This window comes from Cupriavidus sp. GW823-FHT07A04, assembly GCF_058794615.1.
On sequence record NZ_JBXAHA010000021.1, the window covers coordinates 104,296 to 127,182 of the forward strand.

General features: G+C 58.0%; 22 protein-coding genes. 15 read left to right on the top strand and 7 right to left on the bottom strand.

The window, feature by feature from the left end:
- Window positions 1-20 precede the first annotated feature (20 nt).
- The 4 genes from AC1Q7Q_RS31210 to AC1Q7Q_RS31225 are packed head-to-tail and all read right to left on the bottom strand — an operon-like array spanning window position 21 to window position 3,475.
- Complete coding sequence (locus AC1Q7Q_RS31210) at window positions 21-230, bottom strand: hypothetical protein (RefSeq protein WP_492371498.1); 210 nt, start codon at window positions 228-230, stop codon at window positions 21-23.
- Between the two features lie 4 nt (window positions 231-234).
- Complete coding sequence (locus AC1Q7Q_RS31215) at window positions 235-1,479, bottom strand: acyl-CoA dehydrogenase family protein (protein WP_492371591.1); 1,245 nt, start codon at window positions 1,477-1,479, stop codon at window positions 235-237.
- A gap of 39 nt (window positions 1,480-1,518) precedes the next feature.
- Window positions 1,519-2,244, bottom strand: a complete 726-nt coding sequence (locus AC1Q7Q_RS31220) for an NAD(P)H-dependent oxidoreductase (protein ID WP_492371497.1) — start codon at window positions 2,242-2,244, stop codon at window positions 1,519-1,521.
- 43 nt (window positions 2,245-2,287) lie between these two features.
- Window positions 2,288-3,475, bottom strand: a complete 1,188-nt coding sequence (locus tag AC1Q7Q_RS31225; protein WP_492371496.1) for an acetyl-CoA C-acyltransferase family protein — start codon at window positions 3,473-3,475, stop codon at window positions 2,288-2,290.
- Window positions 3,476-3,627: 152 nt separating this feature from the next.
- Here AC1Q7Q_RS31225 and AC1Q7Q_RS31230 point away from each other — a divergent pair, with 152 nt between their 5' ends.
- The gene (locus AC1Q7Q_RS31230) at window positions 3,628-4,638 is read left to right on the top strand and encodes a GlxA family transcriptional regulator (protein WP_492371495.1); all 1,011 of its coding nucleotides are present in this window, start codon (window positions 3,628-3,630) and stop codon (window positions 4,636-4,638) included.
- Between the two features lie 69 nt (window positions 4,639-4,707).
- On the opposite strand, the gene AC1Q7Q_RS31235 is transcribed toward AC1Q7Q_RS31230, so the two are convergent.
- Both AC1Q7Q_RS31235 and AC1Q7Q_RS31240 read right to left on the bottom strand, forming a co-directional pair.
- The gene (locus tag AC1Q7Q_RS31235) at window positions 4,708-7,485 is read right to left on the bottom strand and encodes a winged helix-turn-helix domain-containing protein (protein WP_492371494.1); all 2,778 of its coding nucleotides are present in this window, start codon (window positions 7,483-7,485) and stop codon (window positions 4,708-4,710) included.
- Window positions 7,486-7,575: 90 nt separating this feature from the next.
- A complete protein-coding gene (locus AC1Q7Q_RS31240; protein ID WP_492371493.1) occupies window positions 7,576-8,481 on the bottom strand; it encodes a LysR family transcriptional regulator in 906 nt (301 codons plus the stop codon).
- 385 nt (window positions 8,482-8,866) lie between these two features.
- On the opposite strand from AC1Q7Q_RS31240, the gene AC1Q7Q_RS31245 reads away from it, so the two are divergent.
- From AC1Q7Q_RS31245 to AC1Q7Q_RS31305, 13 genes are all read left to right on the top strand, one after another.
- Window positions 8,867-9,925 (top strand): Rieske 2Fe-2S domain-containing protein, encoded by a 1,059-nt coding sequence (locus AC1Q7Q_RS31245; RefSeq protein ID WP_492371492.1) that lies wholly within the window; start codon window positions 8,867-8,869, stop codon window positions 9,923-9,925.
- Between the two features lie 84 nt (window positions 9,926-10,009).
- Window positions 10,010-10,963: a PDR/VanB family oxidoreductase gene (locus AC1Q7Q_RS31250; RefSeq protein ID WP_492371491.1), complete on the top strand. Its 954-nt coding sequence runs from the start codon at window positions 10,010-10,012 to the stop codon at window positions 10,961-10,963.
- A 191-nt stretch (window positions 10,964-11,154) separates the two neighbouring features.
- Complete coding sequence (locus tag AC1Q7Q_RS31255) at window positions 11,155-11,448, top strand: 2Fe-2S iron-sulfur cluster-binding protein (RefSeq protein WP_492387255.1); 294 nt, start codon at window positions 11,155-11,157, stop codon at window positions 11,446-11,448.
- A 99-nt stretch (window positions 11,449-11,547) separates the two neighbouring features.
- Window positions 11,548-13,008 (top strand): 2-hydroxymuconic semialdehyde dehydrogenase, encoded by a 1,461-nt coding sequence (locus AC1Q7Q_RS31260; RefSeq protein ID WP_492371489.1) that lies wholly within the window; start codon window positions 11,548-11,550, stop codon window positions 13,006-13,008.
- Window positions 13,009-13,027: 19 nt separating this feature from the next.
- A complete protein-coding gene (gene dmpE, locus AC1Q7Q_RS31265; RefSeq protein ID WP_492371590.1) occupies window positions 13,028-13,825 on the top strand; it encodes a 2-oxopent-4-enoate hydratase in 798 nt (265 codons plus the stop codon).
- Window positions 13,822-14,616 carry a 2-oxo-3-hexenedioate decarboxylase gene (gene dmpH, locus AC1Q7Q_RS31270; protein WP_492371488.1) on the top strand — a complete coding sequence of 265 codons (795 nt, stop codon included), beginning with the start codon at window positions 13,822-13,824 and terminating at the stop codon, window positions 14,614-14,616. Before dmpE ends, dmpH begins: the two co-directional genes overlap by 4 nt.
- An 83-nt stretch (window positions 14,617-14,699) precedes the next feature.
- Window positions 14,700-14,972 (top strand): 2-hydroxymuconate tautomerase, encoded by a 273-nt coding sequence (thmT, locus tag AC1Q7Q_RS31275; protein WP_492371487.1) that lies wholly within the window; start codon window positions 14,700-14,702, stop codon window positions 14,970-14,972.
- Window positions 14,973-14,996: 24 nt separating this feature from the next.
- Window positions 14,997-15,914 (top strand): acetaldehyde dehydrogenase (acetylating), encoded by a 918-nt coding sequence (locus AC1Q7Q_RS31280; protein ID WP_492371486.1) that lies wholly within the window; start codon window positions 14,997-14,999, stop codon window positions 15,912-15,914.
- Window positions 15,911-16,969: a 4-hydroxy-2-oxovalerate aldolase gene (gene dmpG, locus AC1Q7Q_RS31285; protein WP_492371485.1), complete on the top strand. Its 1,059-nt coding sequence runs from the start codon at window positions 15,911-15,913 to the stop codon at window positions 16,967-16,969. The genes AC1Q7Q_RS31280 and dmpG overlap by 4 nt, the downstream gene beginning before the upstream one ends.
- Window positions 16,970-17,047: 78 nt before the next feature.
- The gene (locus tag AC1Q7Q_RS31290; protein ID WP_492371484.1) at window positions 17,048-17,980 is read left to right on the top strand and encodes a catechol 2,3-dioxygenase; all 933 of its coding nucleotides are present in this window, start codon (window positions 17,048-17,050) and stop codon (window positions 17,978-17,980) included.
- Window positions 17,981-18,052: 72 nt separating this feature from the next.
- Window positions 18,053-18,502, top strand: coding sequence for a GlcG/HbpS family heme-binding protein (locus tag AC1Q7Q_RS31295; RefSeq protein ID WP_492371483.1), 450 nt, complete (start codon window positions 18,053-18,055; stop codon window positions 18,500-18,502).
- A gap of 382 nt (window positions 18,503-18,884) precedes the next feature.
- Window positions 18,885-19,427 (top strand): lecithin retinol acyltransferase family protein, encoded by a 543-nt coding sequence (locus AC1Q7Q_RS31300; RefSeq protein WP_492371482.1) that lies wholly within the window; start codon window positions 18,885-18,887, stop codon window positions 19,425-19,427.
- A gap of 286 nt (window positions 19,428-19,713) precedes the next feature.
- Window positions 19,714-20,481 (top strand): OmpW/AlkL family protein, encoded by a 768-nt coding sequence (locus tag AC1Q7Q_RS31305; protein WP_492371481.1) that lies wholly within the window; start codon window positions 19,714-19,716, stop codon window positions 20,479-20,481.
- Between the two features lie 556 nt (window positions 20,482-21,037).
- On the opposite strand, the gene AC1Q7Q_RS31310 is transcribed toward AC1Q7Q_RS31305, so the two are convergent.
- Window positions 21,038-21,949 (bottom strand): LysR family transcriptional regulator, encoded by a 912-nt coding sequence (locus AC1Q7Q_RS31310; RefSeq protein ID WP_492371480.1) that lies wholly within the window; start codon window positions 21,947-21,949, stop codon window positions 21,038-21,040.
- A 133-nt stretch (window positions 21,950-22,082) separates the two neighbouring features.
- On the opposite strand from AC1Q7Q_RS31310, the gene pcaD reads away from it, so the two are divergent.
- On the top strand, window positions 22,083-22,862 hold the full coding sequence (pcaD, locus tag AC1Q7Q_RS31315) for a 3-oxoadipate enol-lactonase (RefSeq protein ID WP_492371479.1): 780 nt from the start codon (window positions 22,083-22,085) through the stop codon (window positions 22,860-22,862).
- Window positions 22,863-22,887: the final 25 nt, after the last annotated feature.

The following is a 22,887-nucleotide window of genomic DNA, read 5'->3' on the forward strand; positions in this document are numbered from 1 at the left end:
GGCGCGCCCGAAACCGGGCTTTACAAAATGAGCAAAATGCAGTATTCGATGCAAGCAACAACGAGTGCGATGGCCGCCACGAGGGCCACTCCCGCGTAGTATTGAGGTACCTCGTCAGGATGCAGTGGGACGGCACCCCAACAACCCCCAACCATCACGTCGAGGTCGGTCTCCGCAGGAATAATCGCGCTAGCGACGTGGATAGAGACTAAATCCAGATCGTCGCTCATGGCATCAGCCGGTAATCTCTTTGCCAAAGATGGCCCGAGCAATCACGAGCTTCTGAATCTCGTTGGTCCCTTCGTAGATTTCCGCTATCTTCGCGTCCCGATAGATCTCCTCGACACGATAGTGCGAGGCATCATGGGCGAGCTCCTTCATGAACCCATATCCGCCAAAGATCTGTACGCCATCCCGTGCAAACTCCCCTGCCAGGTTCGTTGCATACCACTTCGCCATCGCCGCCTCCGGCTCTGGAAAAGTGATGCCGGAATCCATGCGAAGGGCCGCCTTTAGGTAGAGGTTCCTCGCGTTCTCAATCTCAGTGGCCCGCTCAGCCAACTTAAACTGCCAGTGCTGGAACTGCGCAATCGCCTTGCCGAAAGCGCGGCGTGTCCGCAGCCTGTGGACGCTATGGTCGAAGATCGCCTGCGCCATTCCAACACCGCTGGCGGCGATACCAATGCGACCGTAGGTCAGCGTCTGCAGTGCAATCTTCAGTCCACTGCCCGCCTCACCAACAACATTGCTCACTGGCACTTCGACATTCTCGAAGTGGATATCGCTGGTAAGCTGGCCATGGTTGCCCAATTTTTGATCCGGCTCGCCAACCCGAACGCCAGGGGCGTTCAGATCAATGACAAGTTCAGTCATGCGCCCGTCATCCACGCAGAGCAAAACCACAAAGTCTGCAACGGGCGCGTTGGTGATGAAGCGCTTTCTGCCGTTGACGACATAGGTGTCCCCGCGCCGCACCGCATGCGTCTGCATGGCATGGACACTGAGGTCCGTGCTAGCCTCAGGCTCCGTGGTAGCGAAACTGCCTATCTTTTCCCCTGCCAGAAGAGGGGCGAGGTATTGTTCTTGCAGTGCTTCAGACGCGTGCTCAAGCGCGTGGCCCGCAAGAATACAGTGCACATCGACAATCGCAGCGACCGAGTTGGAATGGTACGCAAGTTCCTCGATCATTACGGCGGTCGCGGTAGCAGGCTGAGCAAGTCCAAGGCCGCCCACGCTCTTTGCAAATGGGATTCTGAACAAGCCCGCCTTCGCCATCTGGCGAAACAGCTCACGCGGAAAATTCTCGCGGGACTCGGAGCGGTGGCCAATCTCCCAAGCGACCGGCGCGATGTACTGGTCAGCGAACCCGCGTACTTGTCCGCGTATCTCCTGAGCTTCTGCGGGTGTACTCAGATCGTGATACAAAGCTGACTGGTGGCGTTGTACGACGCATTCTTGGTTGTCGGCATCCATACGCACGGTATTCAAGGTTGTCTCCAAAGGGCAAAGTTCAAAAGATCATGCGTTCGCCAAGTCGGCGACGGGCAGCCTGCGCGAGAGCGTCTCGTCAAAGTCGGCCAGCGCTGGCATCGGCATCACGGGTCTCTTATCAAGCGTAACGAGGGACGCCTGCCATCCATCCAGCATTTCCATACGCTCCTGGTGCCCGACGTACGGCACGTGATACGCAAAGAATGGCTCGAGGACGTCAAAGCCAACATAGCCGAGGGTGCCCTGCATAAGAGGACGCAACATCATGGCAAGGTCGCCATGGATCCCGCCGTCGCAAACCATGGATTGCCGCCCGCCGAGCGTTGCGCACACCAAGGCCTTCTTTCCCGTCATCCCGCCTTGGTCATAGATGCGTCGACCACCGTAGAACGCGCCTGAGACGAATACCCGATCGATCCAGCCTTTCAGGATTGCCGGCACCGAGAACCAGTAGATGGGAAACGTCAGAAGCAGCAGGTCGCAGCGGCGGACCTTCTCGATCTCCTTGAGAATGTCTGCTGACAACGTTCCCGTCTGGAGTCCATGCCTCTGTTCCAGGGCGTAGACCAGATACTCGTCGTTCTGGGGCACCAGGAAATCAGCAGCGCTGGCGACTGGATTGAAACTCTGCGCATACAGATCGGTGACTTCAATGCTGTGCCCGGCGGCCGTCAGGATGGCAACCGCCGTGTCTTTCATGGCCGAGGCAAACGAATTAGGCTCTGGATGGGCGTGGACAATAAGTACTTTCATATTCCTCTAGACCCCTGTTGGCACCCGTTGCGGGTGAGTAGGATTAAAGCCGTTCGATGACTACGGCAATCCCCTGCCCGCCACCGATGCACATGGTCACCAGTCCATATTTCCCGTGATTGCGGTGAAGCTCGTGAATGCATTTCACTGCCAGGATTGCACCGCTCGCTCCGAGCGGGTGGCCAAGCGCAATAGCGCCACCGTTTGGATTCGTTTTCTCGGGATCCAGATCAAGTCCCTGGCATACGCTGAGCGCTTGCGCGGCGAACGCCTCGTTAGATTCGATGACATCCATCTGACTGACGCTCAGGCCTGCCCGCTTGAGTGCAAGCTTCACCGCTGGGATCGGGCCGGTCCCCATCAACGATGGCTCCACACCGGCGACCGCATACGAAACCAGTCGCGCCATCGGTCTGGCATTCAGGCGTTCTGCGACCTTTTCATCCGCTAGCACGCAGGCCGCGGCGCCGTCGTTCAGCCCCGAAGCATTGCCTGCGGTCACAGAGCCGCCCTCCCTCTTGAAGGCCGGCTTGAGCTTGGCGAGCGAAATCAGTGTCGCATCCTTCTTTGGGTGCTCATCCACATTGAATGTATGGGTTCCGCTGCGCCCCTTGACCTCAATTGGGACAATCTGTGATGCGAAATGACCGGCCTCAATCGCATTGACGGCGCGACGTTGGCTCTCCAGAGCGAACTCGTCTTGTGCCTCGCGACAAATGCCAAATTTCTCGGCGACGTTTTCCGCTGTGATGCCCATGTGGCCAGCGCCAAAGGGATCGGATAACGCACCTGTCATCATGTCAACGAGCTTCGCGTCTCCCATCCTGGCGCCCCAGCGCGCCGCCGGAACGGCATAGGGAGCCCGCGTCATGGTCTCGACCCCGCCGCCCACCGTCACCTCTGCATCGCCAAGCTGGATGGCATTTGCGGCGGTAACAATTGCCTGAAGTCCGGAGCCGCACAACCGATTCAATGTGAGCGCCGTCGATTCTTTCGGCATCCCCGCCTGCAACGCTGCCACACGCGACACGTACATATCGCGTGCCTCGCAATGGATGACGTTGCCCAAGACCAGTTGCTCGGCGCGCGAAGGATCAATACCGGCGCGGTCCAGGGCCGCCCTCACGACAGTTGTGCTGAGATCGCCTGCCGAGAAGTCCTTTAGTGCCCCACCGTAGGTCCCGATAGCGGTGCGGGTGGCGCTGATAAAGACAACGCTCGAGTTGGCCATGTCGGCTCCTGTGCATGAAGTAAGTTCGGTGGGGTGACGTCGAGCGCGGCGCGATTTCCGTGCACTCGATGACAACATGCGACGAAGTTTACGGTTCACGAGCGCGATGCTACAGTGGCAGAACTGACACACTCCATGCGGATAATGCCAACATGCCACTGGCCGGGATCCTTGCACTAAACGGTTGCTACGCGTCGAGCCTCGGGGGCTTTGCCGACGTTCTGCAGGTCGCAAACGCGCACTTGCGCAAGCAGCGTGGTGAGGCGGCACACCCGTTCCAGTGGCGCTTTGTCTCTCTCACCGCCGAGACGGTGGTTGCGAGCAACGGGCTGCCGATCGCAGTGGATGCCAAGGCGCTGGAGAAGAAATTTGACCTGATCTTCATCCCCAGCCTGCACTACGGTGGGCACCGGGCCTTTGACCAACTCCTGAAGTCCCTCGGGCCAACCTACTCCTGGCTGATTGAGCAATGGCGAGCCGGCGCCCTGCTCGCGGCGAACTGCACGGGTACCTTTGTTCTCGCGCGCACCGGGTTACTGGACGGAAGAAGCGCGACGACAACATGGTGGCTCGAGCAGCAGTTCCGTGCTCGCTATCCCAATGTGAAGTTGGAGATGCGTCCGGTGGTCACTGAGGTGGACCGCCTCATGTGTGGAGGGGCGTCGGCATCCTATCTTCTGCAAGCGGTCCGCGTAGTGGAGAGATTTTGCGGCACAGCCATCGCATCCCAAACGGCTAAGACCATGCTGATCGACGTCAGCCAGACGAGCCAGACGCCTTATCTCCCGCTCTTGCCGGAGGCTACGCACACAGACGAGCTCGTAAGTCGTGCCCAGGCGTGGTTCGCCGAGCACCTGGCGGAGCCGCTGCGACTGGCGGACCTGGCCGATTCCCTGGCAGTGAGCGAAAGGACATTGATACGACGCTTCAACACCGTGTTGGGAGAGCCGCCCCTTAGCTACCTGCAAAAATTGCGGATCGATTCAGCGCGGGCCATGCTGGAGACTGGAACACTAAGCATCGAGCGCATTTCGAATTGCGTCGGATATAGCGATACAAGTTCGTTCTCCCGGCTCTTCCGTGAGCGCATTGGCCTCTCTCCCGGGCAGTACCGAACCCGCTTTCAGTTTGGCAAATCCGGGGCAGACACTGAAGGCCAGTGAGAATCCCGGGAGGCTATAGTCCAGCACAAGCCTCGGCCGGCTATTGCGCCGTGATCAATGCTCGGCAGGCTAAGCGATGAGCCCCCGCTGGCGTGCAGTACGGACTGCTGCAGTGCGGCGATGAACGCCCAGCTTCTCGAATATCCGTCGCCAATACCATTTGACCGTGCTCTCGGCGAGACCAAGCGCCTGTGCAATCTCAGGCGTCGCCAAGCTTTTCCCAGTCAATCGAAGAATTTCCAGCTCTCTTTCTGAGAGCACACCGACCTCCTCGAGATGCAGAGGTAGCGGATCCACAGGCTCCGAGGCCAGGCGCGGGTCTCTTCCCGCCGCGCGGAGCAGCATGTGCATGTGTTCGATCGCCAGTGCATCTGTAGTCAAGGTGGCAGATGCCGTCTCCTCGACTAGCTGGATGACAGCCGGGCCTTCATCGATATAGCTTCGTACAAATGGCCCACTCCTCCCCCATTGGAGTGCCTCAACCAAGGAGCGGCGTGCGGAAGCAACATCGCCGGCGCGCACGTATAGATTTGATAGCAGTGCAGCCAAGCGAATAGCAGAGCGATGACAATGGCGCGTGTGGGCCCAGGCAAGCCACCGTCGGATCAGGGTGATCGCTTGTGCGGTCTCACCCCGCTCGGAAGCCAGCCTCGCAGCCGCAATTGCGAACTGTTCCTTCGCCGTGTTCACATCGCCGCTCGGCGTAATCACCTTGAGCCCATCTGCATAACGGGGATCAAGGCTAACTCGCTCAGCCTCGCGAGCCTGTCCATCGGCGATCAGCATGCGCACACGCTGTGCGAGCACGTACGCATGCAGCCTCTCAAGGTGATAGCGATCAGCGATATGCGTGGCCGTATCGAGTGCGTGATGCGCGGCGTCATTGTTCTTGTCGTGTCGCGCAAGATTCGCTGTCGTTATTTGTCTAGCGATCACCGAGTCCACCACACCAAAAGCAGGGGAAAGCTCCGCATACGCCCCCAACAACTGGCGCACCTCTACCAGCCGGTTCTGCTCATAGAAAACGTCCGCAAGTTGCATCGCCGGCATCGCCGCGAGCATGGAGCGTTCTCCCTGAATCTGTTTGGCAAGCTCCTGAGCCTCTCGGAGAGAATGCTCGGCGCCCCTCAGGTCGCCGCGCATATAAGACGTGCTGCCCACCACCGTGTCCAGAAAGACGTTCCCGTAGGTGGCACGTCCCGCGAGAAACTGCTGGCGAATAGTGTCCGCTTCCGCACGTGTTAGATCGCACGAGAAGTTCTCCCTACGGGCCATAAGGAGCGCGGTAGCAACGGAGCCGCTCATAAACGGGCCACTCTGGCCAAACCGGTCTGCCCAGGCCATTCCTGCCCGGATCGTTCCTTGCAGGTCATCGGTAAACGCCTTAAGCATGACGTCTCGATGCTCGAGCTTCGCTTCGATCAGGGCCCATGGAACCCCAGCGCGCTCAAAGCCTTCCGTGTCTCGTTCAACCGACCCCGTTGCGGTGCCTAGGTAGGATCGCACATGCTCCAGACCTTCCCGCGCTTCATCAAACCGCCATTGGATCTCGTTCTCCCAAGCGAGCTCGAGCTGTAGGCGCGGGAGCGCCTTCAGTACTCCGTCCGGCAGACGTGAAGCGTAGGACCGCAATACAGCCGCCTGGCCAGCGGCAAACATTGCCGGGCTGACAGCGTCAAGGAGCGCGCCGGCTCGAGCGAAATCGTCCGTGGCAAATGCATGCCGTATCGCCTCGGTTCCGAAACCGTGCGACTCCAGCCAGTCGCAGGCTCGCCGGTGGTACTCCTGAGCCTCGGGCGCATAGCTCTCCCGAAGCCGTTTTTGCAGCAACTCGGAGAAAAGATGATGATACCGATACCAAGTCCTTTCTCTATCAAGTGAGAAGAGGAAGAGATTAAGAGATTCGAGACGATCGATGATTGCCCGGCTGTCACTCCGGTCAAGAACGGCGTTCGCCAGAGAGGAACTGAACCTTTCCAGAATGGAAGTCGCTACAAGGAACTGCTGGGTCTCCACCGGCAGCTTGGCGATGACCTCTTCCATGAGGAAATCTGCGACGCTGCGATCGGCCCCATTGAATTCGCTCAGGAAGCGCATCGGATCACCTGAACTCTGAAGTGCAATCGCGGCCATTTGCAGACTTGCCACCCACCCCTCCGTGCGACTACAAAGTTGCTCGGCCTGTACCCGGGAGATTGCGACGCTGCCGGCGCCGTCCATGAACGCGTTGGTCTCTTCACTCGAGAACGCCAGATCGTGCAGGGACACTTCGTGAACTTCACCCAGCGCGCGAAGGCGGGCTACGGGAAGTGCCGGCTGGCTACGGCTTGCTATGATGAAGTGCATTTTGTCGAGAGGCGCAAGCATCAGCGCACTGATGAACTCCAGAACATCAGGTGACGTGATGTAGTGAAGATCATCAAGGAACAGGAATAAGTCATGCTTCAGATTGCCGAGCTGATTCACCATCGTCTCCTTGAGGGCGGAAACCGCCGGCAAGTATCCGGACCCTTGGCTCAGGCTGCCCGTTTGGCCTACGTCAACGTCTACGTCACATGAGCGGATAGCTTGTATCAGGTGGGCAAAGAAACGGATCAGGTCGTTATCGTCAGGATCGATACTGATCCATGCCACCTGCCGCCGCTGGATTGCCAGGCTCTCAAACACTTGCGCCAGAATACTGGTCTTCCCATAGCCGGCCGGGGCGGAGACCATGATCAACCGCAGCCCCATGGCGCGGAAGAAGCCACGCAGCAGCTTTTCACGCTTGAGTAACTGACGCTTCTGCCGAGGCGGTCGCAGCTTGGTGCTTACTGTGGCAATATTTTGTGGGGCAGCGAAATTCACTTTGTCTCGACTCCTGCTTGCTGCTTCTCTTGGGAAGCCTTCTTGTGCTTGTGGAGTTGGCGCGACGCCGCCTCCCCGGCATACTGGGTACTAATCGATCTCGGACACCAGTTCCGGTTTCATCCTACGCACCACTTCCAAGAACGTCTTCAATATCGGCGATTGGTCATCACTGCGGTAAATGCAACTCAAGTCCACGGTGGCATGGGGTGCATCTCGCAGCGGGCGGTAGACCACACCCGGAAGCTGCAAGACCGTAGCCGATTCGGGCACCAGACAAATGCCAAAACCGCTCGCAACCAACGCGACCCCGGTGACCGCATCGCCAACCTCTTGTGACACGCCAGGAACGAATCCTTCGCTGCGGCAGAGTTCCATCACCTTATCAATGAAATTTGGCCGCATACCGCCTGGGAATAAAACGATGGGGTGATTCTCCAGCTCCCCAATGGAAACCGTTTCCTCCCCGGCCAGAGGATTGGACTCGCTGACCGCAACGAGCAGTCTTTCGGTCCGGACGAGCTCCGTCACAATATCCGGGAGCGGCCCCAGCAAGCGATTGAAACCCACGGTGATGCGGCGCTGCATAAGTGCATCGATTTGCTCGCGCTTGGTCATGGTGTGCAAAACCACATTGACACCAGGATAGTCGCTGCGAAAGCGCGAGATCAGTTTTGGAATTGTATCGAGCACGCCTGAGCCAAAAATCCCTACGTCCAGGCGACCTAGCTTGCCCTGCCCGGCCTGTAGTGCCTTCTCTGCGGCTTGCTCGACCAGAACCCGAATATTGATAGCTTCCCGCAGAAGTAGCTCTCCTGCCTGTGTCAACTCCACGCCTTTAGGGGTGCGAACAAACAACTGCGCACCGATCTCTTCCTCGAGTTGCTGAATCTGGCGCGTAAGCGGTGGCTGCGAGATGTTGAGCACAAGCGCGGCTCGGCCAAAGTTCATCTGCTGCGCGACCGCGACGAAGTACTTGAGCTGACGAAGATCCATTTGAACGAGTAGCCACTCAAGCGGCATGTGGCGTCAATAACGAACCAAGCATACACAACTCAATACTTTTTTGATATTGGGTATCTCCTTCCAAAGCATTGGACCGTATCGCGCCCGCTCAAATAGGATTCTGCTGCACTCCCGCACTCAGCACAAGTGCCATATGAGGCACCCAATCGAGCGGATGTGACAACCAGAGAATGCTGCAATGCACCACAAATAGCGTTGTTGCCGGGCGGGATGACCTAGGTGTTTCTCTCTATCTTCGCCCTCCTTAAGGGAGGGCGCTGCGGGTGGAGCGAGTACTTAGACTTCCTTCAACACCCGAAAGGCAAACGCTGCAGACCCAACGCCATCGGCAAAGCATCCACAAAGGAGACCGCAAATGTTTGTTAAGAATTCCTGGTATTGCGCAGGATGGGACTATGAACTCAGCCAAGGCAAGAATGCACTGTTGAGTCGCAAGATCGCAGGCGAGCCGCTTGTCCTGTATCGGAAGCCAGACGGGGAGGTGGTCGCAATGGAGGATCGGTGCTGCCACCGCCAGGCTGCGCTGCATCTCGGTCAAAAGGAAGGCGACTCGATCCGCTGCATGTACCACGGAATGAAGTTCGGCCCTGATGGCAAATGCACCGAAGTCCCCGGCCAGGAACACATTCCCGAGAATGCTTGCGTCCGGACCTTCCCCGTCATTGAGAAAGACAACTGGATCTGGGTCTGGATGGGAGATCCGGCGAAAGCTGACCCCAACCTGATTTGTTTTTCCGTCGGCCCGGCAGACAGGAACTGGAATATCAAGACTTCGCAGGTTCGCGTCAACACCAACTATCGCCTCGAGATCGCAAACCTGATGGATCTGAGCCACCTGACCTGGGTGCACCGCAACACGTTCGGCGGAACCGACGCCTACACGAAGTCGCCGGCCAAACATACCATCACCCCACGTGGCGTCAACTCAAAGTTCTGGCTTCGTGGCGTGCCGGCACCTGTCTTTGCACAGCATCTTTTCCCAGTGGGCGCGCTGTTCGACCTCAGCTTCGATGTCGACATGACGATCCCCTGTAACTTCATTCTCCATTTTCAAGTCTGGACCGCCGGCGCCGCCACCGAAGGCCCATCCGATGGTCAACTGGTTCTCGACAGCTACTCCTGCCAGGCGATCACGCCCCGTGACGAGGACTCCGTCGATTACTACTACTCCTGGGGGCCAAGCGTTGCTACCGACGGTCCGGGCATGAGCGATTTGCTGTACGAAGCGATCACCGCCGCATTCCTTGAGGACAAGGAAATGCTTGAGGCCCAGCATGAACGGATGAAAGAGCGTCCGAACAAGAAGATGGTCGACATCGTTCATGACGCCGGGCCTGGCAAGCTCCTTTGGGTGCTCGACAAATTCCTGAAAGCGGAAGCCTCCAGCCATATCCCCATCGTAGAAGTCGTCTAGTCCTGCGAGATGGAAGGCTCGGTGCCATAGGCATCGAGCCCCCTTCCACGTCTCCCCCGCGGCTCTTGAAGCATGGCGTTGTAAATGAACACTCGACTAAACCTAACCGTGACCGGCGTACGCTGCGAGGCGCGCGACGTCCTCATGCTCGAACTTCGCGATGCGTCCGGCGCGCAGTTGCCGGCATTCTCGCCTGGCGCGCATCTCGAACTGCATCTAGCCGGTTCGATGGTTCGCCATTACTCGCTCTGCAACGACCCTGCCGAGCGACACCGCTATTGCATCGGCGTCGGCCTGGCCAGAGACAGTCGCGGTGGTTCGAAGCACATCCATGACTATATTCGAGTCGGGGCGACCCTCTCCTGCAGTCCCCCTCGCAATAATTTCCCGCTTGACACCGCGAACGACGATTTCGTCTTTGTTGCCGGCGGGATCGGTATCACCCCAATCCTCTCGATGATCAGACAGTGCGTCTCGCTGAATAAGCGCTGGCGTCTTTACTACTGCACACGAAACCGACAGCGTACGGCCTTCTATGAGGACCTTCGCCAGTTGGAGCACGACAACTGCCACTTCCATTTTGACGATGAGGAAGGCGGGCGAGTACTCAACGCAGCCGCTATCCGCAGCCAGTTATCCGCTCAGACGCATCTTTACTGCTGTGGACCGGCACCGCTGATGAATGCAGTACGCGACGCCATGTCCGATCATCCGCAGGACCGGGTGCATTTCGAGTGGTTCACCGCGCAAGACCAACCAACGTCGAATGATCGCCCGTTCACGATCAAGATCCATAGCTCAGGCGAACGATATGAAGTTCCTGTAGGCAAAAGCATTCTGGAGGTCCTGGAGGACAACGATCTGGCCATCCCCTACTCCTGCCGGGAAGGCCTCTGTGCCACCTGCATGACGCCAGTGCTTTCAGGCATCCCAGACCACAGGGACAACGTCATGTCAGCTTGCGACCGGTCGGCTAACAACAAGATCGTGATCTGTGTCTCTCGCGCGAAATCCGAGGAGATCGAACTCGACCTCTGAGCGCTCCCCAATTCGTCCTGATCTAAAAAAACGCGCCAAAGGAAAGGGGAATGTGCAATGCGCGAACTGGAGACAACATGCTGCGGCTACCCTCAGCTCAATCGGTTCCGCCGACCGACAGAACCAATTCGGTCCGGGCTTTGACTCGCTATCGGGTGGAGATTCTGGATAGCGGAGAGTGTGTGACCTGCATGCAGGGAGAGTCTGTCCTGGCTGCGGCGGCAAAAAATGGCCGACGCCTGCTTCCCGTGGGTTGCCGCGGCGGCGGTTGCGGCGTCTGCAAGATCGAGGTACTGCGTGGGACCTACGCGCAGAAGGCAATGAGTGCGAGTCAGGTTTGCGATACCGACAGGCGACTCAATCGCGTACTGGCCTGCTGCATCTTTCCTCAGGAAGACATGACTATTCGAATTCTCGGCAGGCGAGGGTCGCTGAGAAACCCTACCGGCACTCCACCTTCAGCAGCAGCAATCCGGGAACCATGACCTGCGCTGCGCGCCAAGGAAAAACAGCAATCCAATTAGCGCAGAGGCACCGGCGCACTAGCGCAGGGCCGTCGCCACAACCAGACAGCGAGAACAATCATGCGAGCAGTGAAACACTTTATTCACGGCGAATTCACGAGTGGAACTGGCCAGAAGCAATTCGAAAAGCACTCCCCTTTGGACAACCGCGTCATCGCCACGGTAGCCGAAGCGTCACAGGCCGACGTGAACGCCGCCGTCGTCTCAGCGCGTTCGGCGCTGCACGGTGAGTGGGCGCGCCTGGGCACCGAGCGAAGAGTCGAGATGCTGCACGCAGTGGCGAACGAAATCACACGCCGCTTTGATGACTTCGTTGAAGCGGAGATGGCGGACACCGGCCAGCCGCGGCACGTTATGACGCACGCATTTATTCCGCGGGGAGCTGCCAACTTCAAGGTCTTTGCTGATGTAGTAAAAAACGCCCCCGCAGAATCCTTCCAGACCGATACTCCAGACGGTCGTGGTGCGCTTAATTACGCCCTGCGTCGGCCCAAAGGGGTGATCGGAATAATTTGCCCCTGGAATGCACCATTCCTGTTGATGACCTGGAAAGTTGGTCCAGCGCTGGCGTGCGGCAACACCGTGGTCGTCAAGCCATCCGAGGAAACGCCGCTCACCGCAACGCTGCTTGGCGAGGTCATGAACACGGTCGGGGTTCCGAAGGGCGTCTATAACGTCGTCCATGGATTTGGGCCCGGCTCGGCAGGCGAGTATCTCACCAAACACTCTGGCGTGGACGCCATCACGTTCACGGGGGAGACACGAACCGGCACCGCCATCATGCAAGCAGCGGCAGATGGCATGCGAGACATCTCTTTCGAGTTGGGCGGAAAGAATGCTGGCATCGTCTTCGCCGACGCCGACTTTGATGCGGCGGTCGAAGGGATCTTCAGATCCTCATTCCTGAACTCGGGCCAGGTCTGCCTCGGAACCGAGCGGGTCTATGTCGAGCGCCCCATCTTCGAGCGTTTCGTGTCGGCACTGAAGACCAAGGCTGAATCGGCCAAATTTGGCCGCCCCGAGGACCACGAATCGAACTACGGTCCGCTGATCAGCCATGAGCATCGAAACAAGGTGCTCTCATACTATGCCAAGGCGTTGCAAGAAGGCGCGACGGTTGTCACGGGTGGTGGTGTTCCCGATATGCCCGACAGCCTGAAAGGCGGTGCGTGGATCCAGCCAACGATCTGGACAGACTTGCCCGACTCGGCAACGGTCATCAAAGAGGAGATCTTTGGCCCCTGCTGCCACATCCGGCCATTCGATACGGAAGATGAAGTCGTAGGCCTGGCGAACGATACGCCGTACGGTCTCTCCACGACGATCTGGACGAGAGATCTGTCGCGAGCACACCGCGTCGCCGCTCGCGTGGACGTCGGCATTACCTGGGTCAATAGTTGGTTCCTGCGCGACTTGCGAACCGCCTTCGGTGGCTCCAAGCAATCCGGAATCGGCCGGGAAGGCGGTGTTCACTCCCTGGAGTTCTACACCGAAACACGCAACGTCTGCGTGAAGCTTTAAGGCAATTGCCATGGCAACCATGAATCAACATGATATTCAGAAATACGGTGACGAACTCTACGATGCCCTCGTTTCTCGTCGCACGGTACGCCCGCTGCTGGAACGCGAGCCAGACATCACTATCGGGGATGCCTATCAGATCCAGTTGCGAATGGTGGAGCGACGAGTCCAAGCCGGGGAGCACGTCGTCGGCAAGAAGATCGGCGTCACCAGCAGGCCTATTCAAGAGCATCTCGGTGTCTTCCAACCTGACTTCGGGCACTTGACGTCCGGCATGGCCTATCAGGAAGGCCAGGCGGTTGATCTGACAAAGCTCATTCAACCCAAGGCGGAAGCGGAACTCGCGTTTGTCTTGAAGGAAGACCTGAAGGGGCCTGGCGTCACGGCTATGGATGTGATTCTAGCGACAGACTATGTCGTCCCCTGCTTCGAAATAGTGGATTCCAGGATCACCGACTGGAAGATTCGCATTCAGGACACGGTTGCCGACAACGCTTCCTGCGGGGTCTATATCCTCGGGCAAGACAAAGGCGATCCGCGCTCCCTGGACATCACTCTCGCCGGCATGGTGCTGGAAAAGAACGGAGAACTCTTCTCTACCGGCGTCGGCGCAGCGGTCCAGGGCTCCCCGGCGAACGCCGTGGCGTGGCTCGCCAACACACTCGGACGCTTCGGAATTCCCTTCCGTGCCGGCGAGGTAATCCTTTCCGGATCGCAGTCGAGTCTGGTGCCGATCGCCGGAGGAGACGAACTGGTTTGCACTGTCGGTGGCTTGGGCAGTTGCCGTGTCACATTCTCAGGAGGAAGCGCGGTATGAGTAGGACACTGAACGACGACGATGTGCTGCGCCTCGCCAAACGAGTGGAAGAGGCACAGCTAGGCGCTCACGCCATCGCGAAGCTGACAGATGAATTTCCCGAGATGACGGTTACGGAAGCCTACGCGATTCAACGTCAGCTCCGGCATCGCTGGATCGGGCGTGGAAACCGGCTTGTTGGCTGGAAGGTGGGTCTCACCTCCAAGGCAAAAATGCAACAGATGGGGGTCCACGAACCCAGCATCGGATTCCTCGCGGACGACATGGCTCGTCCCGAGAACTCCAACATCGAGACCAAGGAATTGGTACATCCGCGCGTCGAATGCGAAGTCGCGTTCGTAACAAGGGAGACGTTGCGCGGTCCGAATTGCACACGGGAAGCCGTGCTGGATGCAACCGCTTTCGTCGTCCCCGCTGTCGAGATCATCGACTCTCGCTACGCCGGCTTCAAGTTCGATTTGCCAAGTGTAATCGCCGACAACGGATCCAGCGCGCGCTTCGTGGCAGGTGGCCGTGCTCGCTATCCGAAGGATCTCGACCTCCGTACGCTTGGGGCAGTGCTGGAGAAGAATGGAGAAATTGTAGCAACGGGCGCTTCGGCCGCCGTACTTGGTCATCCGGCCGAGGCGATTGCAATGCTCGTCAATATTCTCTGGTCCCAAGGCGAAGTCCTGCCAGCCGGAAGCTTTGTTATGAGCGGCGGCATCACGGAAGCCATACACGTTACCAGCGGTGATTCGATTACGGCGAGATTCCAGGAACTCGGAACCGTGTCGATGCGATTTGTGTAACCCAAAGACACCCACGTCAACGCCCCGAGGGTAACGGAGCGCCAAAAGCCAGGAATGAGCGCGACCGGGGCGCGTCAAGTTCCATGTGCCATAGCAATTCGCGCTCGGCAGTAAGTCGGCGACGAGGCCCATCAAGGCAGGAGAAATCAATGCCAATCATACAAGTCCACCTGCTGGAAGGCAGGTCTATGCAACAGAAGCGCAATCTGGTCGCAGACATGACTGCCGCCGTTACCGGCGCCCTCAGCGTCAAACCGGAACAAGTGCGAATCATCATCAACGAAGTGGACTCCGGACACTTCGCGGTCGCCGGCCAGACTGTTGAGGAAAAAATGGCGCTCTCGCCTGCACGTTAAACAAGGCAACAAGGAGACCACACAGTGGAAAAGATCAAATGCGCCATCATCGGCTCCGGCAACATCGGCACCGATTTGATATACAAGATCCGTCGAAGCGCTGTTCTTGAGCCGGTCTGGATGATTGGCATCGATCCGGAATCAGAAGGACTCGCCCGCGCCCGGGAGTTCGGGCTGCGGACCACCTCGGACGGGGTCGACGGTTGCCTTCCGCATATCCACAATGACGAGGTTCGCATTGCCTTCGACGCAACCTCCGCATATGTGCACGCGGAGAACACCCGGAAGCTAAACGAGCTCGGTGTCACCATGATCGACCTGACGCCGGCGGCAATCGGCCCACTCTGCGTTCCGCCAGTGAACCTCCGAGAACTGGCCCAACGCAACGAGGCGAATGTCAACATGATCTCGTGTGCTGGCCAGGCGACGATTCCCATCGTGAACGCCATATCCAGCGTGCAGGCCGTCGACTATGCGGAGATTGTGGCAAGTCTCTCATCGCGCTCTGTCGGCCCGGGAACGCGGGCCAACCTCGACGAATTCACCTACACAACCTCAACCGCGATCTGCCAGGTCGGCGGTGCGCGGCGAGGGAAGGCGCTCGCGATCATCAACCCGGCAGATCCGCCAATGATCATGCGAAACACGATCTACTGCCTCACAGATGACTCGCCCGATGAGCAGCGGATCACTGAATCGGTACTCCGGATGATTCAGGAGGTGCAGAAATACGTTCCGGGCTACAAGCTCATCAATGGGCCGGTCTTCGACGGCAACCGGGTTGCCGTGTTTATGGAAGTCGCCGGGCTTGGCGACTACCTCCCCCGATATGCGGGCAACCTGGACATCATGACCGCCGCGGCAACGCGTACGGCAGAACTGTTCGCCGAACAAATGCTCGAGAGTAAAGAAGGCGCATCGCGCGAGGAGGCTACCCAATGAGCGATTCACTGAACGTCAAGGGACGCAAGATCATTGTCCACGATATGTGCCTGCGTGATGGCATGCATGCCAAGCGCGAGCAGATCAGCACCGACCAGATGGTCCAGGTGGCCGCAGCGCTGGACGAGGCGGGAGTCCCACTCATTCAGGTGACGCATGGAGGCGGCCTTGGAGGGAACTCGCTACAGCACGGCTTTGCTCTGCACACTAACGAAGAGTATCTCCAGGCAGTCGTTCCGAAGTTAAAACAAGCCAAGGTCTCGGTTCTGCTGATCCCCGGCCTCGGGACCATGAAGGAACTGCAGTCCGCATACGAGTGCGGCGCCCGCAGCGTCCATGTGGCCACGCATTGCACCGAGGCGGACACCTCCGGCCAGCATATTGCCTTTGCTCGCAAGCTCGGGATGGACACCACAGGGTTCCTGATGATGGCGCACCTCAACTCGCCCGAGGGTATCGCTGCGCAAGGCAAACTCATGGAGTCGTATGGCGCGCAGACGATTTACGTCACGGATTCAGCGGGCTACATGCTCCCCGGGGATGTGCGTGACCGGGTGTTGGCACTCCGCGAAGTCCTCAGTAATGGCACGGAAATTGGCTTTCACGGGCATCACAACCTCGGCATGGGGATTGCGAATTCGCTCGCGGCAATCGAAGCTGGGGCCTCGCGAATCGATGCGTCGGTCGCCGGGTTGGGAGCCGGTGCAGGCAACACGCCCCTGGAGGTCTTCGTGGCGGTCTGCGAGCGCATGGGCATCGAGACGGGTTGCGATCTGTTCAAGCTAATGGACATTGCGGAAGACATCATCTATCCGTTGATGGACCACGTCGTACGGGTGGATCGGGCTTCCCTGACGCTCGGCTATGCCGGCGTGTATTCCACCTTCTTGCTTCACGCGAAACGCGCAAGCGAAAAATATGGCGTTCCCGCACGAGACATTCTCGTCGAACTAGGCCGCAAGAAGATGATCGGCGGTCAGGAGGACATGATTGAAGACACGGCACTAACTATGGCCAGGGAGCGCGGCGTGCTGCAAGCCACGCACGTTTCCTGACCCAACCATAGTTCCAATTGAGAAAGGGCGTCTTGTCACTGTGTCGTAGACGCGCTCATAAATTTTACGGAGACTGAAATGGCACTGAGAGGAATTCTGAGGTTAGGCGAGGTTTGCATCCGGGTTCTTGATATGGCTGCGGCCCGCACGCACTATGGTACTCGCATGGGACTCCACGAAGTCATGGAGGATAGCGACGGACGTGTCTACTACAAGGCATGGGACGAACACGATCACCATAGTCTCGTGCTGCGTGAGACAAAGAACTCCGGACTGGACTACTTCGCATTCAAAGTCTATGACGACGAGACCCTCGTCGAATTGGAAGAAAAGGTCAGAGCCTTCGGGCTTAACGTCGAACGGATCGAAGCGGGTTTCTTCCCGAAGAGCGGTCGGCGGATTTCGTTTGTCCTCCCGAGCGGTCACACGATGCAACTCTACGCGGAGAAGGAGCAGATTGGTAATACGCTTGGCACACTGAACCCTGGCGTCATGCCGGATGAAGGTGTGATTCGCGGATTCCGCATCAACCGCATGGATCACGTCTTGCTCGGCGGAGTCAATCTGGAAGAGAACACCCGGCTGTTCCAGGAGGTGTTCGAGTTCGATATGAGCGAACGCCTGATCGATGACGAGTCGAAAGCCCCCTTGGCCGTCTTCTTCAGTTGTTCAACGAAGCCACACGATGTCGCGTTCGTGGCGCAACCCGAACCGAATCGATTCCATCACATCTCGTTTCTGCTTGAATCCGTGAATGATGTGATCCACGCAGCCGATATGATTGGAAAGTACCGCATCCCGGTGGATGTCGGTCCGAACAGGCACGGCGTGACACGCGGCGCGACCATCTATTTTTTTGATCCGTCAGGCAATCGAAATGAAGTCTTCACTGGGGGATACGTGCACTATCCCGACACGCCCGTGTTGACTTGGGATACGACTGAGCTTGGAGCCGCGACGTTCTCCCAGGACAACACTCCGCGAGAGAGCTTCCTGACTGTCCTGACGTAAGGGCGCGCGCCTGACACGGTGCAGCCCTCCCCAAAATCGAGGGCTGTGACGTTCAACGCTCACGGAACGGATATGAGCAATAGAAAAGACGCGACCAGTGAGTCGGTTGGCACGAGGTCGATTGACTGGGAGGCGGCGCTGCGCGTGGCGTCCGGGGCTGGACACAGGGCAAAGCAGCTTGGCATTCGCGTCGATGTTGCTGTCGTCGATCGCAGCGGCAACCTTGCGGCATTCGTGCATATGCCAGGCGCCTTTCTGCACTCCAAAGACATCGCCATCGATAAGGCTTATACGGCAATGGGATTCGGAATCCCGACCAGGACTATCGCGGAGCTTCTCGACTCCCAGCCCACACATGTGAGATCTGGCCTTCTCTCCCGGCCGCGGCTGGTTGCCATTGGCGGAGGTCTACCCATTGTATTTGCTGAAGAGATCATCGGCGCGATCGGCGTATCCGGTGGGACAGAAGAGGAAGATATCGACTGTGCTCTTGCGGGGCTGGCAGCGATCACGGCCGGGTAGCGCCGGCAGCAATGGGCGCCCCAGCACCCGACTGTAAGGCAGGAATTCCGAAACCAAAGTGTGACGCCTCCTGCTCCGTGCATCTGCCGCGTGAACGTTACCGGAAGCGCCTTCGTACGGCCCCACAGAGGGCTTCAGACGATACTTGCCAACACTCATGCTGCGTCGCAGCGATTCCCTCATCTGCCCCGCAGATTTGGCGAGCGTAATTCGGCGCTGCCAAGCGTCAGCTAGGCGTTAATACTGAACCCCACCCTCCCGATGGGAGGGCGGAGATAGAAGCTGCGCTTTTTACACTGAAGGCATTCAAGGACAGGCCTGCGGCGCGCGATAAGACCATCGTGCTCTGGCCGCCAAACCAGTTTGCCGAAGTGAGCGCGTCATGATTTACCGCCCCCAACATCAACCCCAATCCAGCGGGTTCGCAGGCGTTGAGTTTCCAATAGAAGACACTCTTAGCACCCTGTTCACGCCTGCCATTGGAGCGCACCTTGTTAGCCCACGATGTGGATATGAGCATCACGGAATATCGATCGGAAATGGCCGTGTGATTCACTACTCCGGTTTTGCGAATTCAGCTCGTGATGCCCGCGTTGAGGAAGTCAGTCTTGTTGCGTTCTGCGGGAACCATGGTTTTCGCGTCGTAGAAGACGAGCAATGCCAATTTGACGGCAACACCGCGGCCCGGCGTGCCCGCTCCCGGCTCGGTGAAAGAAACTACCGGCTTCTAACGAACAACTGCGAACATTTCTGTTCATGGTGTCTATATGGAGAGCCGCGCAGCGCGCAGGTGGAGGCGTGTCTTTCGAATCCCAGTGCTTTGGCATCAACGATCCTCGGCCTCCTACGGCAAATACTTCGCCTTCGGCTCCCGCTGCTGCAGGCGTCGCGAGTTCCTGCGATCCAGCCTAATTTCCTCTTTTAACGTGTCCTTGGTCAAGTCCGCCATCCTGCTATTAAGGCAGAGCTCTAATCGATCATTATTCTATCAACATCTCTATCTGATCATTCCGAAAAGGTATTGGTACGCTCATCGTAAGGTATTGGACCGTCTTGACATCATCTTCTTAAACTATTTCAGTATCCTCAACCTCATAAATTACAGCTAACACACCTAACTTAATATGCAGAAAAACTTTTGAGCATCAATACGTTCCCCATACGACCTTATAGCTGCAAATCACTTTTTAAAAAAAGATCAGGAGACCATTTTGAAGCACGCTTTACGATATATTCTGGCTTTCGTCACCAGCCTCATCTTGGCTCAGACCCAGGCATCCGCGCAGTCGGCTGGCAGTTTTGTGGTTTCAGGCGGTGCAGCCTGGATCAACTTCGCGCGCTCCAGCGCGCAGGAGCTGCAGAGTCAATCGGCATTTGGCTCCTTCACTTCGCCCGGCACTGCGGCCCAGGTGCATAACACCTTCACCCCTCAGTTCCTCTTCACGTACTTTGTCACGGATAACATTGCAATTGAAGGGACGGCAGGGATACCACCAGAGTTGCATCTATTCGCACAAGGTAATGCAGCTCCATTGGGCGCGGGTGGGCCAAGCTTGCCGCTTGGCAATCTTCGGCCTCTGGCCACGACTAGAGCCTGGGCACCGACCGTACTTGCCAAATACTACTTTGGCAAGGCGGAAGACAATCTACGCCCTTTCGTCGGGGCAGGGGTCAACTACACGTGGTTCACTTCGGTCCATTTGCACCCCACATTTGAAGGCGCTTTGAGCCAGTTCGCCGGGCCTGGCGGCAGTGTCCAAGCGGCCGCGAGCCCATCCTGGAATCCCGCGTTCGCGGCAGGCGCCACCTATCGGTTCAACGACCACTGGTCACTGACCGCCTCGGTTACGTATATTCCCCTCAAGACCACGGCAAGGTTTGACGCCGTGAGTCAGAACGGCACGGTGGTACTCGGGAACAGGACACGGATTACAGCGGATCCGATTATTGGATTTGTGGGGATCGGGTATCGGTTCTAAGCGGCGATGTTGTATGCTACGTGCAGCAGCCGACGGTAGAGAAGAGAGGGCGTGCCTGCTGATGTTGACGCCGACAACACAATTTGGCTGTCATCTGCTGCGGCGACTATCTCACCGCACTCCTTGCCGACGCCCATCCCGTAGCGCGAGGGCCGCATTTCGATCAGTACGAGCGAGTGCTTCTGCTCCTCGAAGAAGCACTCAATCCAGCGCCGGTGCGAGCAGAAGCTATCATGCTTGCTCGTTTCCGGCTGGGTACTTCGAGCAGTGGCGGGACGAACCACCCTGCCCGCTGACAGAATGGGCCAATCTCGCCTGACCAGACGCATCAGAACTCGAGCAAAGTCTTCCCGAAGTGCCCGCCGGCCTGCTGCAGCCGGAATGCCTCCGCAGTATTAAACCGATCGAAACCAATCTATCCCGCGTGATGCAAGTCAGGCAGGAGAAGGGGCTGGTTGAGTGAAGGGGCTGGTATCGGTGCAAATCCATCAGACTGGCCCGACAGTCCGGGGACCCCGTCGAGTACAGGTGTATCGGATGCAGCCGAACGTGTTGACTACGAATCCTTAGCAAAGCAATCGTAGAGCACGCTGCGCAACCACTGATTCCCCGCATCGCGGTGATAGCGCGCATGCCAATGCTGCTTCAAATCAATCGTCGGCGCGGCCATAGGTAGCTCCAGCAAGCGCAGCGGTCCCAATTTCGCAAATGCTTCCGCACACGAATAGGGCACCGTAGCAATCATGTCTGAGTCAAGAAGCAAATGCGGTACGCTCATGAAGTGAGGGATGCTCAGCCCTACCCGTCTCTGGATTCCCTGCTCTTCGAGGTAGCCCTCAAAGATTTCCTGGCTCCTTCCTTCGGCACGAATCACTACGTGTGTCGCCTCCAGGAACTGCTTCATGCTCAGCCTTCCCTTGATGACGGGATGGTCTCGACGCACTAGGCAAGCAAACGAATGCGTAAATAGATGCTGTTGGTAGAAGTTAGCCTTGGTAATGTCCGGAAAGTACCCCACCGCCAGGTCCACTTCACCGGCCACCATGGCTTCTTCCAGACGTGCCGGCGGCATCGATACCGATTTGAGGATGATATTCGGCGCGTCCGTCCGTAGGCGCCGGAGCAACTTTGGCAGGAACACCATTTCGCCGACATCGGTCAGGCTTAGCGTGAAGACTCTCTTGCTTTTCCCAGGATCAAACTCGTCCTGCAGGAACACATCCCTCTTAACCACCTCGAGAACCTGCTGCACTGGCCCCGCCATCTTTGCTGCTCGTGGCGTCGGCTCCATACCCTTGGTGGTCCGTACGAACAACGGGTCACCGGTTAGGGCTCGGAGCTTGTTAAGCGCGAAGCTGACGGCCGGCTGGCTTAGGCCCACCATTTCCCCTGCGAGAGTCACATTCCGCGTCCGTATCAGCGCGTCGAAGATGCGCAGCAGATTCAAGTCGACCTTTTCAGTATCCATAGCACGGATTTGTCCTATCAGCCCATTTGATTGACAGATAGTACCTCGAAATCCAGAATCCACTCGTCAGTCGCGCGCTCACCTGCTCCAACTGGTACCCCCTCAACAAAGCAATCAGCCCTGGAGCAACGACGTGCCCCATATTTCAGTCCGTGACGTTCAACTTCACTATCAACTCGAAGGACCGGAAGCAGCGCCAGTGCTGGTACTGATTAACTCTATTGCCACCGATCTAACGGTCTGGGATCGTGTACTTCCCGTTCTGACGAAGTCCTTCCGGGTACTCCGATACGACGCGCGTGGTCAGGGTCGATCCAGTGTTACAGAAGGACCCTACTCGCTGGCGATGCTTGCTGCGGATCTGATTGGAATGCTTGATGAGCTCGGCGTCTCAAAGGTCAACCTCTGCGGCCTGTCTTTAGGCGCCATGGTTGGCATGTGGCTCGCGACCAAGCATCCCGAGCGGATCGCCAAGCTGGTCCTTTGCAACGCGGCCGCCATGGTAGGACCGCCCGAATCGTGGGACGCCCGCGCGGCCGCCGTGCGCGAGCATGGCATGCAAGCAATCCGCCGGGCGGTGTTGGAACGCTGGTTATCCAGTTCCTTTTGCTCCGAAGACAAGGCGGGAGCGGCGCGCGTGCTCGCCATGGCTTTGGCGTCATCACCCATCGGCTATATCGGCTCGTGTGCTGCGATCCGCGACATGGACCAACGCGAATCCATTCGTTCGATTGATGTACCGACCAGCGTCATAGGTAGCAGCGCGGACCTTGCAACGCGTCCCGCGGATGCTCGCTTCCTCGCAGACACGATCCCTGGCGCCATCTATACGGAACTGCCGGGCGGCCACCTATCCAATATTGAGCAGCCCGAGAAACTGGGCAATGCATTTCGGAGCTTTCTCCTGGACTAGTTGATCAGAGAGCTTCAATTCCTAC